We start from the raw sequence: 14,833 nt of genomic DNA, 5'->3' as shown, positions 1-14,833 counted from the left end.
CTGCTGCAGGCCATCAATCAACGCCTTGACTTCGGCGTTGCTGGGTGCCTCGGCACGAACGGACATGATGCCGCGGGGAACGGGACGTGCGGTGTGTTGCTTTGCCATGGTGTGGCCCTTTCAGAAATGACAAAGCCGCCTCAAGGGCGGCCGATTGGGTTGGTGGTTGCTGCGGTCTACACGCGCATCGTGTCCAGCAGCGATTGCAGCGAGGCTGCGACTTCAGGGCCAGCGCGCGGCGTGGCCCCAGGATCGGCAGCGCCCGGCGTGCCGTTGGAAAACAGGGCTTTGAACGCATCTCTGCGCGCATTGCGCGAGTAGCCGGCCTTGGCCATTGAGGCCTCGATCAGCGCCAGCGGCTTGCGCGCGCCAGATGCTTGGGCCGTGCGGGTTATCTCCGAGCTGGGCAGCAGGCCAGTGGCGAAGCCGTCATCGACTGCTTGTTGCGCACCGATCCAGGTTTCGCGATCCATCAGCATCGCGGCCTCAGCCTCGGTGATCCCGGAGCGGTGGGCATACAGCGCAGCCATCGCGGCATCGAACGGCGCCAGCACGGCGGCTGTGTCGGTCATGTCGTGGCGGTTTCCGACGGCCACGGCCCAGGCGTTGTGGATCATCAGGAACGAGCCATCACCCATCAGGATCTCGTCGCCGGCCATGGCAATCACCGAAGCCACCGAGGCGGCCACGCCCAGCACGCGGATGGTCACCTTGGCCTTGTGCTCGCGCAGCAGGTTGTAGATGGCCATGCCCTCGAAGAAGTCGCCACCCGGGGAGTTGAGGTTGACCGTCACGTCGCGCGCACCGATGTTGCGCAGTGCGGCGCCGATGCGCTTGGCCGTGACGCCCGTGCCCTCCCAGTTCTCCCCGATGGAGTCGTAGATGGAGATGCTCGTTTCCGCGTCGCTGGCCGAGGCTCGCACCTCGGGCTCCCATCGGTCCACCGCATCAGGGCGCAGGTCGAATCCAGCCTTGGACAGCCGGTGATCCGCGCGGATCTCAGGTAGTTGTTTGAGGCTCATTGCTTGCTTTCTTCCCCGAGGGATCGCCCAGGGTGTTGAACTTCGGGTTCGGGTCTGCCGGGTACTCAGCCAGGTCGCGGACCTCGTTGGCCGTGTGCCATGGCTGGTGGCCACCGGCGCCCAGCGCCTTGGCGAAGTAGTCCGCCTGGTCCTTGAGCGTGCCGCGCAGCAGCGCGCGCTCGTTGAACTTGAAGTAGTAGTGGCCCCGCTCTGCATCCGTCAGCAGCGAGCGCTCCAGGGCCTGCTCCCATGCCGTGAAGCGCGGCGTCATCGTGAATTGCACGAAGAAGATGGCCAGTTGCTCAATGCCGGAGCCCCAACTTGTGTCATCCATCATCAGCAGCGGGCGGGGCACGCCGTACAGGCGGGCGACCTCCTCGATCTGGTGGTTGCGGCTTTCCAGCTGCTGGCCGTCCTTGGCCGTCGAGGTGAAGGGATTGGCCTTGGCCCCCTCCTCCGCGATCATCCATTTGTTGACGTTCTCGGAGCCGCTCAGTCCCTGGTCCAGCGAGGCCCGCATGCGGTTGTACGCCTGGTCTGAGAGAGCATTCGGCGTCTCTATCGCGCCCCCAGCCATCACGCCAGTCTTGAAGATGTTGCCGGCCGCGCGCTGCGCCTGCTCGGCCAGCTCGAAGACCTCGTTGGACAGCTGCCGCTTGGACAGTCCCAGCACGCCGTCGAACGAGATCTCGCGCACATGCAGGATCTCCTCCTGATCCAGAGTGATCTGCCCGCCGTTCTCGGTCATGCAGCGGTATTGCATGCGCCATCCGCTGCCCAGCTTGGCGTCCACCTTGCCCTTTTCGAAGGGGATCAGGTGGATCGGGCGCCCGGCGGCGCGGATGATGCGCGCGTATGCGTTGCCCTCGGTCTCCAGCAGCAGCTGCATCTGGCTCTTGAACTCCATCGGTGTTTGCCAGGGGTTCGGCTTGTAGCGCAGCAGCTTGTGCGCTGGGTGCTCCCTGGCGACCTCCTTGTCGTCTCCGGCCCGGTAAAGGCTGGTGGGCAGCATGCCCAGGCCATTGCCGATCAGCGAGAGACAGCGCAGCGCCGAGGTGTTGCGCAGCATCCGGTTCGATGCGCCCATCTGGCCGTTGCGGATGAACTCCAGCAGCGCCGGGTCGTCCAGCCCCTGGAAGGTAATTCCTTCCGAACTGGCTCGCGGGCGCGACTGAGCCTCCGGCCCATCCCGCCGGAACAGCTTGTCGAATATCTTCATGTGGTCGTGCCCTATAGAAAGCGCATGCCGCGCGTCTCGTAGACGGATGGCCCCTTGGCCTGCGGATTGGTGGCCATGAGCGTGACGGCGTTCAAGGAGGCCATCAGCGGATCAATCTTCCCTGTGCCGCTGGCCTGCTTCGTGATCAGCGAGGCATTGCCTGAGGGCACCACCTTCGCATTGCCCACACACCAGGCCATGAGAGGCTGTGCCGCGTGAGTAAGACTCCCATCCTCCAGGCCCCGCTCCGCGACAGCCATGGCGCCGGTGAGCTTCCAACCCTGCGAGATGCCGATGATCATTTCCTCCGGTATCCCGGCATCAATGAGCGCCTGGTACACAACCTTGTGCGTTCGCTCAGGGTCCAGACCGATGCGCGCCAGTAGGCCGGCGTCGTAGATCTCCTTGCAGACCGCCGCGAGCTCCTCCAGATCCTGCCCCGGGCGCTCCACCACGACTAGGTCGCCGTCGCGCTCGAAGTCTCGGTATCTCGGCTCCTCCGACTTACGCCGTTCGATGCCGATGGGATGGATCCATGCCTTGTTCCAGAGCGCGCAGCGAGTCACGCCTCGGTGACGCCCCTCAACAGCTAAGCCCAGCAAGTCATCCAGCCCGCCACCGTCAATCCCGACCACAACGACCTCGCACTCGCGCAGGATGTATTCGAGCGAAATGCGGCGGTTCCCACGAAGCTCCCAGAACTCTGCACCGGCCCAGCTGTTGGAACGTTGCTTCAGGCCGACCTCAACGTTGCCGTACTTGGCCAGCATGCCTTTGAGCGACTCCTTGCCCTCCTGCTGCGCCTTGCGAAACTCGCGCTCCAAGAACGGCCGGTCCACCGAGTACCCCAGATTGGGGTTCACCATGGCCAGGTTCTCCAGGAGCATGCAGCCCTCGTTCTTCACCAGCTCTGGCGGGTGCTCGAACAGTATGGGCAGGAACTCGGGATCAATGATGGTGCCGTCGCGCACACCCCTCGCGTACTCCAGCTTCTCCTTGAACACGCCCGCGGGCTCCTCGTCGCTCTGGGTGGTGATGTACAGGATGAAACCTTCGGGGCGTGCAGCCAACCCGCCGCCAGCTTCCCGCAGCATGTCCTTTGCCTTGGCGATCTTGCCGAACAGCCAAAGCTCCTCCACCAGCAGCACTGCAGACTTCTTGCCGGAAACGGTATTCGTGTCCGCCGCGATTACCTTCAGTTTCGCGCCCATGCTGCGATGGGTCAGGATCCGCTGGCTGTCCTGCACATGGATCAATTCCGCCAACTCGCTGTAGGGCTCCTCATCCTCGTCCTCGCTCTCTTCGAGGTACTGCACCATGTCTTTGGCCGGAGTGAAGCTGTTGTCAGCCACTTCCTTTGTTGGAGCCAGGATGGTGAACTCGGCCGACCGGCGCCAATTGCGCACCAAGCAGGTAAGCATGATGGATGCCGCCAAGCCGGACTTGAAGTTCTTCTTCGGCAGCATCACGAACCATTCCTTGATGAGCCGGCGGCCGCTTTGGGCGTCGTAGGCACCGAAGATGGAGCCAGCCAGATCAAAGATCCACTGCCCGCAGGCGTCAGCCATGCGTGGGCTTCCCGGGGCGTCCACGATGCGCAGATCCCGCATCACGGCCAGGCCCGCCTCGGCCTCCTCAGGAAAGATCGGCGGCGGGATGATCGAGCGTCCCTCCCGGATCCGCTCAGCCCAGTCAACGCATGCGGTAGACCATTCAGGCATTCGGCCCCTCCTACTGCAGGTTCGGCGGTGCGGCCGATGCGTACTTCCCACTCTTCGCTCGGGTGGCGGCAGCGCCAGCGCGTGCGGCCTTCTTGCCCCCGTTCTCGCCGCGGCGGACCTCTGCGGACAGCAGCGCTTTCGCAGCGTCAATCCGCAGCTTGGCTTCGGTGCCGCTGTCGTTCATCACCGCCTTGAGGAACTTGGCGGGCTCGTCGTAGGTGACGCTCAGGTTCAGGTATGCGGGCTCTTTCGGTGGACGGCCGGCGCCCGGACGCGCGCCGCCGCTGCGCCCTTTGACTCCGGACATAGCAACTCCATTTGAATTATTTGAATAGGGGGAAATTTCTCGCGCGTGCGGAACAGGGCGGTCTAGGCCGGCGAGGGCTCCAGACTTTGCCCCACCCCCTCCCCTGGCCGCCCCGGCAATGCCTCTGGATCGCGTCAGGCGGGCTCTGGCGCCGCTTCGAGCACCGCGCCCATACCCCGAGCCTCCTCGGCCGTCAGCGGCGTGTACTTCCACTGGCCGTTGTGCTCGACCTCTCCGACGCCGATCCAGCCGGTGCGCGGCGCCTTCAGGCACAGGAAGTCTGCATATCGGTCGTTGGCGTAGGTCACCAGCTGCACGTCCGTGCCGTCCCGGGTGGCGTAGTCACCAGCTTGGAACTGATGCTCGGCAGGTAGCTCTCTGGCGATCAGATCGAATTTCCCCGCCAGCTCTTCGAAGAACTTCAGATGCGCCGACGCGACAGCCTGCACCAAAGCGTCCAGCCTCCTCCTTGTGACCCAGCCGATGCGAAGCCTCGTCAACCGTTGGGCGCGCTTCTTCAGTGCTCTGACTTTCATTGCGTCTGCTCCTCGCGTTGCTTGTCCCTGCTGTGGTGCGTGGCACAAAGGCTTTGCCAGTTGCCTCGGTCCCAGAACAGCGCTTGATCGCCGCGGTGCGGGATCTTGTGGTCGACCACCGTGGCTGCGGTCACCACGCCCTCGGCCTGGCACATCACGCAAAGCGGATGCGAGCGCAAGAAGCCCGCGCGTGCCTGCTGCCACTTGTAGCCGTAGCCGCGCTGCGCTGCCGTCTGATCGCTGGTGCGCCAGCTGCCGGCCTGCATTGTCTGCACGCGGCGGGTGTCCAGTACGGGCAGCGTGCTCTTGAGCGTCTTGAGCATCTACCCTCCTTGACAGGCGCCGCCACGCAGACCTTACACCCCACGCAATGCATGCTGTGCCGGATGGGCCTGGTCGCGGCTGATATACGCCCCCTCAGGAACGAAAAACCCGGCAATGCCGGGTTGGTGAATGAGGCGCCGTGCGGCTCAGGAACTATTCAACCGAATTAGTTTCCCCAGCCTCGCGGATTAGCACACTCGTTGGGTCCAGGGCTCAGCTGCGCGGGGCCAAACAGCACAACTCGAGGCGATCCACTGATTTCGAGCAGCGATCCATTGCGACGCTCAAAGTACACACGAACGTTGTGGTAGCCCTCGGAGAAATCCTGTCCAGGAGTTGTATCCAGCTCTCCAGCAAAACCACGGTTGGAATTACCACCGCAGGCAGCACCCACGCCGGGCTCACGGGTGTGGTTGGCAGTCAGCTTGCGAATCAGTCGCCCATCGCTGTGGTACACCAGAACGCTACCGGTGTAGCTCGGATCGGCTTGGTCACACGCCCAGCCAGACACGACGCAAATATGCGCCTGTTCCAAATTGCCTGCGGCAAATGCGTTGGACGCCGCCCCCAATGCCGCCAAAACACCCACAGCAGCAAACAAAGACTTCTTCATGCAAAGCTCCCTATTCTCAATAAATGGTTATGGTGCTAACGATTATCATTAGCACGTACCAAGTCTAATTAGAGTATTTAATACTTCCTGACTATTTGTTGAATATTAGCAAGACAACTAATTAATTCATTTCCCCATCGGACTCACGGCGCAATGCCGCTGGGGATACGCCGTTCGCTTCGCAGCCAGCACCGCGGCAGCTCGCGGCAGAGAACCCCGCGCGCTCGGATCGCGGCGCGCGCCCTGACTGGCTCAAGGCGGAAACAGAAAAGCCCGTTGGCAGCGCCAGCGGGCTTGAGATAGTCCTAGCGCTCGGCTGTTAGGCAAGCGGAGCGGTCAAAACGTCGTAGGTGATCTCAACGCTGCCGCCTGTACCCGAACCGACAGCCCACAGGCCCAGACCAGGTGGCACATACAGCGAATACTGCAGCGCGATGGAAGGAATCGGGTTGCCGATCAGGATCACTCGTTTTGTGGCGTCCGCGAAGCCCGAGGGCGCCGAGCGATCTGCGTAGAGCTGCACACCCATGACGCCCGCAACGGCGCTCATGTAGCAGGTGCGGATCACGATGCCGTGGAGGTTCGAAGACGGGGAAACGATCTGCACGGGCGTAGTGCTGAACGCAAGGTTGGCGAACATCGCGCCGATAGGCGTGGGATTTGCGAGAGTGGTCATGGAGACTGCCTTTCAGTTGTTTTCACAGGCGCTCGATGGCACTCAGGTTTGGGGTTCTCGACCCTCAAGGAATTCAGCGTCCCGCAGCGCGGGCACTTGATGTTCAGGTGCTGGAACACTCCAACAGCCAGCTTGCGATTGCAACTGGCGCATCTCATTTCTTGCATCGTTGAAGTCTGCTTGTTACCTTGACTTCATTGTGCTGCTGGCAGCGTCGGCAATCCAGACGATTGCTGCGTAAGGGAGGCCCACACATCACGCCAGCAAAGGTACTAACCTTCGCCTCTGCGCATGACCTACGGCAAAGAGCCCGCGAGAGGCGCTGGACCAGCCGTTCCATGGACAGGGGACGTGCCGGGAGACCGGCGGCGCGGCTATCACCGCATCACATCGACTGGAACCCACCGCTCTTGGCCCAGATGAAAATAATCTTCCAGATCACCCAGACGAGCGCCAGGGTGCCCATGAGCACGCAGCCAGTCTTGGTAGCGCCGAACCTGGGCAGCCTCGTTTGTCGGGCAAGCCGCCTCAAGACAAAAAAGCACCCGACAAACCAGTAAATGAACGGAGACAAGACAAGCGTCGGGACCTTCCCCTCGAACTGCGTAGCGATCAGCCACATCCAGATGCAGAGCGCATTTATGGCGAGCGAAAAGGAGCCGATGCGCAGAATGATCTGGTCTGCGTTCATCTCCCCAATCCACTTTGTCCCAATATGAATCGCCATCAATGGGATCCATATCGCTACGGCTACCAGCAAATGCAGGAGCACGAAGCCTAGGGCTGCGATCAGGTACATGCCGGGATCCCTTCAGACGCGCTGGTATTTGAGATTCGGCATCTTAGGGAGCGACCGCGATTGGCACAACAAAGCCACAGACCGGCATCGCGAGATGGAAGCCCACAAAGAGTAAAGCCCGCTGGCGAACCGAGCGGGCTTTTGTTCAGCCTGACGATGATCACTTGCTCGCGTCTTTGATCGCTTCCTTCACGTCGCCAGCTTTCTTCTGGGCCTTGCCCTCGACCTGCTTGGCCACGCCCTTGGCTTGTTGCTCAGGGCTGTCAATCAGCTCGCCGGCCTTTTGCTGAACCTTGCCAGCAGCATCCTTGACCGCACCCTTAACTTGATCCTTGTTCATACAAACGTCCTTTGGGAGTTGAGCTTTGAAACGGTTGCTTTGCAGCACCGGAACCTAGGTTAATCAGCTCATCTCTTCCGGCATGACAGCCGGAGCAGCGTTCGGATGTGGGTTGGACAGCGCGGCCCTGTCGGAGCATTTCTCGCCAAAAAGAAAGCCCGCAGGCTTCAGAGCTGGCGGGCTTTTCATCTGAGCGCGACCTTCCATCGCTTTCATGTCTTGCCAGACTCACCGCCTGGGGACGTTGCCGATGGGAGGAAGGCGGTTTACTTGCGCCTGCGCTCTAGGCACGCAGTATACATCACCCTTTCCCGGCTGCAACCACCTTCAGCCCCTTCATGCGCTTGAGCGCGGCGATGGTGCCCGAGCGTGCGCGGTCCACATGGGTGGCGATGTGCTCGGAGATCAGCTGGCCCTCGGCTTCGTGCGGCACCTCACGGTCGCCGAAGCCCTTGCAGGTCTCGCAGATCGCTATCTCGCCCAGCTTGACGCCTCCGCAGCCTGGGCACTTGCGGTCGCACCACCACAGCAGCACGTCGGTCAGCTTGGCGCGGGCATTCTTGATGCCCTGCGCCAGCACCCAGGGCAGGAACCCGGCGTGCGCGTCCACCAGGCGGGCGTACTGCGGCAGGCTGGTCAGGATCTGCATGCGGCGCTCCATGTGCCACCGGCCTTCGGCCACGCGGGCTCCCACCATGTCGAGACGCCCCCGGCTCTTGCGGGGCAGCTGCTCGGCCACGCGCTGCAACTGCTCCTCGGTCAGCGGGCGCGGCTTCTCGCGGCGGTCCCATTCGCAGATCAGCTGCTGGACCAGCCGGCCCAGGCCTGCGCGCTGGATGCCAGCGGCGATCAGGTAGTCCGCGTCGCCGCGTTTCTCCAGGTCCACGGAAAGATCGCTGCTGGTGCTCGCGCTCGTCAGGCGCTCGATGACATTGGGCCGCTCAGCGGCGAGTGTGGTTGGTGCTTCTGTTGTCATACGGTCTTCTGGATCAATGGGATGGGGTGCCGCTGCGGCGTTCGTTGAGGACTGGCCGGAGCCGACTTGCTGCGGCGTCGCACTCCTCGCGTGTGCCGATGGTCAGAGGCACGTAGTCCATGCAATGGTCAGCTGCGCACGCCCTGCGGTTTTTGGTCAGCATGTCCATGAGGGGCTCGATATGCAGCGCGCACTGGCTCTGGCTCCACAGCAGGACATGGCCAGCCGCAAGGTTCGGGACAGCGCGATCAGGGTTGGTCAGCGAATTCATCTTTTGGCTCCTGGGTTGAGAAAGGGACGTAGTTGATGGCGCGACGCCGGCTGTTCGTGGCGAACTGCTGGGCGGCCTTGTTGAACCAGAGGTATTGGCTGTAGTGCTGCACGTCGCCGTTGCGCTGCTTCTGCAGTTCCAGCTTGGCGTCGGGCTTGTCGGGGTCGTGGCCGGCGTCGTTCTCGTCCTTGCGCGCGCTCCATACCGTGAACACGTTGTCAGCTCCGTCGGTGATCTTGGAAGACCCGGCAACATCCAGCTTTCCAGGGCCCTTGGACTCGTCAGCACCCTTGCGCGGGTGGGCGACCAGGTGGACATGCACGCCATTGCGGCGCGCGAAGTCGCAGATCTTGCGGACGGCTTCCTTTTGGGCGGTCATGCTGCCTGGGCCGTCTTCGGGCACGTCCGTCATCATCAAGCTGTCGATCACGAAGTGACGCATGCCGTAACGCTTGGAGCCGTACAGGAACACGGCCAGGAGACGGTCGATGCCTGCGCTACCCACCACGTTGAAGAACCATTGCTTGTCGTGCAGCCAGGCCCCAATGGCATCGATGTAAGCCATGCTCGGACGGTCCAGGCCCGCCGCCTGCTTGACGGTGCGCTTGAGCTGGCGTTCGGGTGTCATCTCTCCGGAGAAAACCATCACGCGGTCGCCCTGCTGCATCAGCCCCAGCAGCACCTGAGACAGCATCAGGCTCTTGCCATGGCCGTTGTAGCCAGTCCAGACGGTGACCTCGCCGGAGCGGAACTCGAACCAGTCCAGATCCTTGTCCAGGCGCAGCACCGGGTCGCCCTCGTCATCGTGGGCCGGATAGAACATGGACTTCACGCGGTTGATGAAGTCGCTGGCTTGGCGCATCTCCTCGGGGTCCAGGGTCTTGGCTTCCTTGGTGGCGTGCCAGAAGTCCTCGCCGCAAGCGCCCTTCTGCAGGAACTCGTTCGCGTCCTTCTCGGGCAGCGTGACCAGCTTGCAGCGCTCCAGCCCCAGGCGGCGAACGATCTCCTGCGCCCCGGCCTTGCCAGCCTCGTCGCTGTCGAAAAAGATCAGGATCTCGCTGAAGCAGTCCAGTCGCTCCCAGTCGTTCTCCAGCCATTGGTGATTGCCAGCGCCAGCATTGACCGACAGCGCGGGGATCCCAACCTGGTGCAGCGTCATGGCATCGATCTCGCCTTCCGTAATCGCCACGGTGCGGGCCTTGGGGTCGATCAGGTGCCAGCCGAAAAGGCAAGGCTCTGCCCCGCCCTCCTGCCGCATGTCGCGCTTCTCCGCAATGTTGCGGTACTTCACGTTGACCAACTCACCGTTGCGCAGGTACGGGAACACGGCGTAGGTCTTGCCGCCGCGGATCTGCTCGGCCACCCGGAAGGCAGCAATGGTCTCGTCGGTGATGCCACGGCCATTGAGCCACTCCTTCACGCCGGCCTTGGCGGGCTGGCACTGCGGCTTTGCCGGGCGCTTGAAGGTCTTCTTCTCGCGCTCGGGCATCACGTCGCGGATGCCCAGGTACTGCTTCGCCTCGCGGATGGCTTCGCCGATGGACTGGCTGCGGCAGGCGGCCCACAGGTCCAGCAGATCGCCTGCCTCACCCGATGCGAAGTCCTTCCACACGCCGGCCTTGGCGCCCGTCAGGCGGACGGAAAGCGACTGGCCCTCCTCGCCGTTGATGCTGCCAGCCACCCACTCGCCGGCCTTGCGCTTGCCGTTGGGCAGCAGGTACTGCGCAATCGCCGCGGCGTCAGAGGCCATGCGCTGGCTGAGTTCGGCGGCGTTCAAGCGGTCACCTCCGCGCGCTGGCCATCGCGGAATTGGTGGGCGTTGTGCTCACGACAACCCGCGTTTTCCGCCTCCCAGCGGTTCTCGAAACCGGCCTGCAGAGCCCAGCGGGGACGGCTCTCGCTGTCGCCCTGCCCCGCTTGCCCCACGCCCTCTTCGTCGTCCCAACGACCCGCGTTGAGCCACGTCGAGGGGTGCGGAATGAACTGGCCATCGTCACGCAGCCACTGCGTTGACCTTGCCTGGATCGTGATGGCCGCCAGCATCTTCGCCAACAGCGCTGCGTCTGGCCGGCGCTTGGCGAAAGCCTTGCGAGCAGCGTCCTTGCCGACCTTTCGGGGGTATGCCGACCAGAACTCGACAAAGCCGTCAGGCTCCTCGGCAGCATTGCGACGACGCTGCCGGCCCCCGGTGGGGGATTGGGGGGTATTCTCTTTCTCTTCTCTATTCTTCTCTTCTCTAGGCGTCACAGTGACGTTATCCGTTACGTCACCCGTGACGCCGCTAAAACCGTCACTTTGGCCGTCACTTTTTTGCCCTTGGCGCTCCCTGTAACGGCGCTGGCGTTCAGCACCCTGTGAGCGGGTTTTCTCCTCTGGGGAGACGTTGTATTCGTCGAAAAATCGGGGGAACTCAAGGCCCTCAGAGGTCTGCAAAACCCAGCCCGAAAGCGCGAGTGCAGCACCAAATCCAGGCAGATCAGCGATGTCATCGAGCACCATCAGCGTCACGCCGTGACACACCAAATCGTCACCGTTACGCTTTCCACGCTGTCGCATCACACCCCAAACAGACACCAGCGCTCCGACCGTGACGTTACGCATAACGTTACGGGTGACGGTCATTTCACGCTGGCAGTTGTTCGTGACGTAACGCGAAAGCTCGCTGCCAGGAGCCATCAGCGCATCAGCAATGAGCGAGACCTTGGGGTCTCGGTAGAGGTCAGTCCGCATCTTGATCCAGTCCCCGGCCATACCTACTCCTTCGCGCCCTGCGCTTCGTTCATCTCACGGGGTTTGCCTGCGGCGTTGACGGCACGCGCGGCCTGGCGCAGCTTGCGAAGCACCTCCTCGGCCTCGGCGATCTCGCGCTCGATCTGCGCCAGCTCGTTGTCTGAGATCACGCCGTCTTGCATGGCCTCGATCACCGCGCTGGTGATGTGCGAGGTCTCCAGCACCAGCTTTGACACCTTGTCCACGGGGCTCGCCACCACCACGCGGCAAGCCTCCATCAGCTCAAAGCGCCCCCCAGCCTCGCCCGCGACATAGGCCGCGTAGTCGTAGCAGTGGGGCATGGCTGCCTCGCGCAGCAGGCTGGTGATGGCCAGCGCATCGACAGCGCCGAGCTTGTGCGACGAAGCGCCAGACAGCTCCTTGCGCAGAACCTCGTCCGTCTTGCCGAGACGAACAGCCACGACAGCGCGGCCACCCGGGAAGTGATCAACGCCGCGGCGCAGCGCATCGAGAGCGCTCATATCCGGCTCCTGAAAAATTGGACGTGGACGGGGAAGAAGGGAACGCCGAACATCGCGGCAATGCAAACAAACACCACACCAAAGGGAGCCGCCATGAACCTCAAAACACAGCCCTTCCACGCCAGCACAAGGACTAGCGTCAGCACCAACGTGAACCCCGACACCAGCGCGCGGGAGCAGACGTTGACCACCAGCCAGCTGGAGTTGTCATGGATGGCGGGAGAGCTGCACATCCGCTGCCGGGCGAGCCGGGTCGTGATGTGCGTGGAGCGCGAGCTGGAGACAGCGCGCGGCGGGCGGAGGATGTCCTGACGCGGCGGCATGAGTCATGCTTCCGCAGCTTCGTCAGTGGACTGCACGAGTTCTGGCCAGATTTCCTGCCAGTCATCAGGGCGTGATCGCGAACGATGGATGCCCAGGAGCTTTTCCAGCTTCGCACAGTGCTTTTCGCCCAAAGGCTTGGAGCTGTTGAGCCACTTGTGAACAAGTACCTGCGAGTGCCCCATGAGCCGGCCCAGCGCTGCTTGAGAGCCGGCAAGGGAAATAGCTTCACGAAGGGCCGGGACAGATGGGTTTTTTTCGTGCATAACCCATTTTATAACCCAGGTTCTCAATGTCAATAACCAAGACTCTTTGACCACCCACAACGGCGGTTATAGGATCACTAGATGTCAGTGAGTACTTTTGGTGAGCGCATGAAGGCGCTAAGAGAACAGCGGGGGTGGAGCCAAGCTCAACTCGCTGAGGCCGTAGGCATTTCTCAGGTATCGATCGCGAAGATCGAAAAGGGCGGGGATACGAAGCACGGGGCCAAGATCGCTGCTGCGCTTGGCACTACAGCAGAGGAACTCGCAGGCATGAAGCCACTGCGCATACATCAGGTGATGATGCCGATGACAGGCCACTTTTCAGACCGCCCCACACCTAAGCTTGTACCCTTGATTTCGTCGGTGCAAGCAGGAAATTGGTCTGAGATAGTGGACACGTTTCGCCCAGGTGACGCGGAGGACTGGCTGCCATGCCCTGTGCGGCATGGAGAAACCACGTTTTGTCTCCGCGTTGAAGGTGAAAGCATGAGCAACCCCGGCGCACGCCCTACCTACGAGCCTGGGGACATCATCTTTGTGGATCCGGGCCGGATGGCTCAACCAGGCGACCGTGTTGTGGTCCGCCTTGAGAGCCAAGAGCAAGCCACGTTCAAGCAGTACTTAGAAGAGGATGGCCGCAAGTTCCTGCGCGCCTTGAACCCGGACTGGAAGCCCAGGCTCACACCAATCGACGGCGAGGCGACCATCTGTGGTGTAGTTATTGGGAAGTGGGTGCCCGAATAAAGGAGAATAGGGTGCACCTGGAAATTTCTTTGTCAGCAGTATTGACCCTGATGGCCTAACTCTAAAGTTTAATCTGCAAACGCGCATGTCCGATTGACAGGAAAACGAATTGCAGATTCAATCTATGGTATGCAGATCATGATGTGAGAAAGACATGCCAAGAAATCATCTATTCGCTCTTCTTGCATTACTGCCCACGGCGGGATGGTGCTCCACAAGCGATCTAGAAAGGCAGCTTGCAGAGTACATGTCTGGAACGCTGTTCGTGAAAAGTCATCGTGAAACGGCAGACGGACAGTTAAGTGCATGTGGCTTTGAGTTCGCCGCCATTGGCCGTGATTTTGCTACTAAGGCTAGCGCTCCTGTATTGGTAAATGGCTCCTACTATATTAGGACATACCAGAATACTTTTGGCTATGCGCTGAAGGTTGGCGTGAGAGATGGTATGGACGGAAGTGCCAAAGCGTGGGCTCCAGCAAACGCTTTCCTGAGAGACACCAATGGGATTGCTCCAAAAAATATCATCAGAACAGAGGCAGAAACCCCAGGCTACGCTTTGTTCATCGGAGCACTTGATGACTCACAGAGGCAGGTTTTCGAGGGAATCATGAAAAATCAAAAGACTGTGCTTGGCTTCAATAGGAAGAAAGGTCAACAAGATGTGCACATTGAGATTGACCTAACCGTAAAAGACTCTAAAGCTGGAGAGAGCCAATTGATACGAGAAAGGTCAAACGAGATGGTTGAGCAATTCGCCAAATGCATAGTTGATCTTTCCAAGTGAGCTGCTGTTGACTGGCTGCTTAAAGGGGGCCGAGCTATGGATGAGAAACCGATCGTCTGGATGACGTTGTCAGGCGTTGTAGACAACGGCACGATTACAAGATCTATTCCGGCTTTGTATCAGGCGAATAGTTCTTTTTCCCAGATCAACCTTCTGATCTCTTCGCCAGGCGGACACATTGCATCCGCCGTGACGATCGCAAACGTTATCAAGAGTCTACAAATACCTGTCAGCACCTTCAACATGGGTGCCATCGAGTCTTGCGCAACGCTCATCTACTTGGCTGGTAGCAAGCGGCACACATGCGATACGGCCTCCTTCATGTTCCATCAACCTTACTCCGCCGGACTGCAGGGTAGCGGGAGCCCTGAGGCACTCAAAGGAGCGCATGATTCTTTGGTACTCGATATCATTAGGCATCGAGACATAGTAGTTGCCGCAGGCGCCACATTTGACGAGCAGATGTGGAACATCATTGAACGGGGCAATCTGCACATGAATGCCACCGACGCAATACGTACAGGTGTCGCTCATGGTTTTGGCCTGTTCAGTCCAACTCCAGGCGCGCCGCTGCATCACGTCTAGCATCGCTGCAGCCACGCATCAAGGCAGCGCGTTGCCTCGCAGACAGCGGCAGTCTGAGTGCGCCACTTCACATTAGTC

At 61.1% G+C, this 14,833-nt stretch carries 21 protein-coding genes; 4 read left to right on the top strand and 17 right to left on the bottom strand.

What is annotated here, in order from left to right:
* Positions 1 to 176: 176 nt before the first annotated feature.
* The 16 genes from DA1_RS17490 to DA1_RS17430 all read right to left on the bottom strand — a co-directional run bounded on the left by DA1_RS17490 (position 177) and on the right by DA1_RS17430 (position 12,055).
* The gene (locus DA1_RS17490; protein WP_034392898.1) at positions 177 to 1,022 is read right to left on the bottom strand and encodes a head maturation protease, ClpP-related; all 846 of its coding nucleotides are present in this window, start codon (positions 1,020 to 1,022) and stop codon (positions 177 to 179) included.
* Positions 1,000 to 2,241, bottom strand: a complete 1,242-nt coding sequence (locus tag DA1_RS17485; protein ID WP_034392895.1) for a phage portal protein — start codon at positions 2,239 to 2,241, stop codon at positions 1,000 to 1,002. Before DA1_RS17485 ends, DA1_RS17490 begins: the two co-directional genes overlap by 23 nt.
* An 11-nt stretch (positions 2,242 to 2,252) precedes the next feature.
* Entirely contained in the window at positions 2,253 to 3,962 is a 1,710-nt protein-coding gene (locus tag DA1_RS17480) for a terminase large subunit (protein WP_034392892.1), read from the bottom strand.
* Between the two features lie 10 nt (positions 3,963 to 3,972).
* Positions 3,973 to 4,269 (bottom strand): hypothetical protein, encoded by a 297-nt coding sequence (locus DA1_RS17475; RefSeq protein ID WP_034392891.1) that lies wholly within the window; start codon positions 4,267 to 4,269, stop codon positions 3,973 to 3,975.
* Between the two features lie 134 nt (positions 4,270 to 4,403).
* Positions 4,404 to 4,805 (bottom strand): hypothetical protein, encoded by a 402-nt coding sequence (locus DA1_RS17470; RefSeq protein WP_034392889.1) that lies wholly within the window; start codon positions 4,803 to 4,805, stop codon positions 4,404 to 4,406.
* The gene (locus tag DA1_RS17465; protein ID WP_034392887.1) at positions 4,802 to 5,128 is read right to left on the bottom strand and encodes an HNH endonuclease; all 327 of its coding nucleotides are present in this window, start codon (positions 5,126 to 5,128) and stop codon (positions 4,802 to 4,804) included. Before DA1_RS17465 ends, DA1_RS17470 begins: the two co-directional genes overlap by 4 nt.
* 167 nt (positions 5,129 to 5,295) lie before the next feature.
* Positions 5,296 to 5,742 carry a hypothetical protein gene (locus DA1_RS30505; protein ID WP_155294226.1) on the bottom strand — a complete coding sequence of 149 codons (447 nt, stop codon included), beginning with the start codon at positions 5,740 to 5,742 and terminating at the stop codon, positions 5,296 to 5,298.
* Positions 5,743 to 6,061: 319 nt separating this feature from the next.
* Complete coding sequence (locus DA1_RS17460; protein WP_051940694.1) at positions 6,062 to 6,418, bottom strand: hypothetical protein; 357 nt, start codon at positions 6,416 to 6,418, stop codon at positions 6,062 to 6,064.
* Positions 6,415 to 6,576, bottom strand: coding sequence for a Com family DNA-binding transcriptional regulator (locus DA1_RS29815; RefSeq protein WP_230590969.1), 162 nt, complete (start codon positions 6,574 to 6,576; stop codon positions 6,415 to 6,417). Before DA1_RS29815 ends, DA1_RS17460 begins: the two co-directional genes overlap by 4 nt.
* 227 nt (positions 6,577 to 6,803) lie before the next feature.
* On the bottom strand, positions 6,804 to 7,217 hold the full coding sequence (locus DA1_RS17455; protein WP_034392884.1) for a hypothetical protein: 414 nt from the start codon (positions 7,215 to 7,217) through the stop codon (positions 6,804 to 6,806).
* Positions 7,218 to 7,377: 160 nt separating this feature from the next.
* Positions 7,378 to 7,557, bottom strand: coding sequence for a CsbD family protein (locus DA1_RS17450; RefSeq protein WP_034392881.1), 180 nt, complete (start codon positions 7,555 to 7,557; stop codon positions 7,378 to 7,380).
* Between the two features lie 301 nt (positions 7,558 to 7,858).
* The gene (locus tag DA1_RS17445) at positions 7,859 to 8,533 is read right to left on the bottom strand and encodes a hypothetical protein (RefSeq protein ID WP_034392877.1); all 675 of its coding nucleotides are present in this window, start codon (positions 8,531 to 8,533) and stop codon (positions 7,859 to 7,861) included.
* Positions 8,534 to 8,546: 13 nt separating this feature from the next.
* On the bottom strand, positions 8,547 to 8,804 hold the full coding sequence (locus DA1_RS29810; protein ID WP_080736850.1) for a hypothetical protein: 258 nt from the start codon (positions 8,802 to 8,804) through the stop codon (positions 8,547 to 8,549).
* The gene (locus tag DA1_RS17440; protein WP_051940690.1) at positions 8,782 to 10,581 is read right to left on the bottom strand and encodes a toprim domain-containing protein; all 1,800 of its coding nucleotides are present in this window, start codon (positions 10,579 to 10,581) and stop codon (positions 8,782 to 8,784) included. Before DA1_RS17440 ends, DA1_RS29810 begins: the two co-directional genes overlap by 23 nt.
* Positions 10,578 to 11,555 (bottom strand): LvrA C-terminal domain-related protein, encoded by a 978-nt coding sequence (locus DA1_RS17435; RefSeq protein WP_051940688.1) that lies wholly within the window; start codon positions 11,553 to 11,555, stop codon positions 10,578 to 10,580. Before DA1_RS17435 ends, DA1_RS17440 begins: the two co-directional genes overlap by 4 nt.
* A 2-nt stretch (positions 11,556 to 11,557) precedes the next feature.
* On the bottom strand, positions 11,558 to 12,055 hold the full coding sequence (locus DA1_RS17430; RefSeq protein WP_034392874.1) for a phage regulatory CII family protein: 498 nt from the start codon (positions 12,053 to 12,055) through the stop codon (positions 11,558 to 11,560).
* Positions 12,056 to 12,148: 93 nt separating this feature from the next.
* On the opposite strand from DA1_RS17430, the gene DA1_RS30495 reads away from it, so the two are divergent.
* Positions 12,149 to 12,367, top strand: coding sequence for a hypothetical protein (locus tag DA1_RS30495; protein ID WP_148078889.1), 219 nt, complete (start codon positions 12,149 to 12,151; stop codon positions 12,365 to 12,367).
* A gap of 14 nt (positions 12,368 to 12,381) precedes the next feature.
* Here DA1_RS30495 and DA1_RS29805 read toward each other — a convergent pair whose 3' ends face one another.
* On the bottom strand, positions 12,382 to 12,642 hold the full coding sequence (locus DA1_RS29805) for a transcriptional regulator (protein ID WP_080736849.1): 261 nt from the start codon (positions 12,640 to 12,642) through the stop codon (positions 12,382 to 12,384).
* An 81-nt stretch (positions 12,643 to 12,723) separates the two neighbouring features.
* On the opposite strand from DA1_RS29805, the gene DA1_RS17420 reads away from it, so the two are divergent.
* The 3 genes from DA1_RS17420 (at position 12,724) to DA1_RS29800 (ending at position 14,755) form a co-directional block, all read left to right on the top strand.
* Positions 12,724 to 13,386: a LexA family protein gene (locus DA1_RS17420; RefSeq protein ID WP_230590776.1), complete on the top strand. Its 663-nt coding sequence runs from the start codon at positions 12,724 to 12,726 to the stop codon at positions 13,384 to 13,386.
* 247 nt (positions 13,387 to 13,633) lie between these two features.
* Positions 13,634 to 14,170: a hypothetical protein gene (locus DA1_RS30490; protein WP_155294224.1), complete on the top strand. Its 537-nt coding sequence runs from the start codon at positions 13,634 to 13,636 to the stop codon at positions 14,168 to 14,170.
* A 36-nt stretch (positions 14,171 to 14,206) separates the two neighbouring features.
* Entirely contained in the window at positions 14,207 to 14,755 is a 549-nt protein-coding gene (locus tag DA1_RS29800; protein WP_080736848.1) for an ATP-dependent Clp protease proteolytic subunit, read from the top strand.
* The last annotated feature ends 78 nt before the right edge of the window (positions 14,756 to 14,833 follow it).

It is taken from the genome of Delftia acidovorans NBRC 14950, from assembly GCF_001598795.1.
Lineage (GTDB): Bacteria > Pseudomonadota > Gammaproteobacteria > Burkholderiales > Burkholderiaceae_C > Comamonas > Comamonas acidovorans.
Note: the sequence above shows the minus strand (reverse complement) of the source record. Positions and strands in the feature narration are given on the sequence as shown.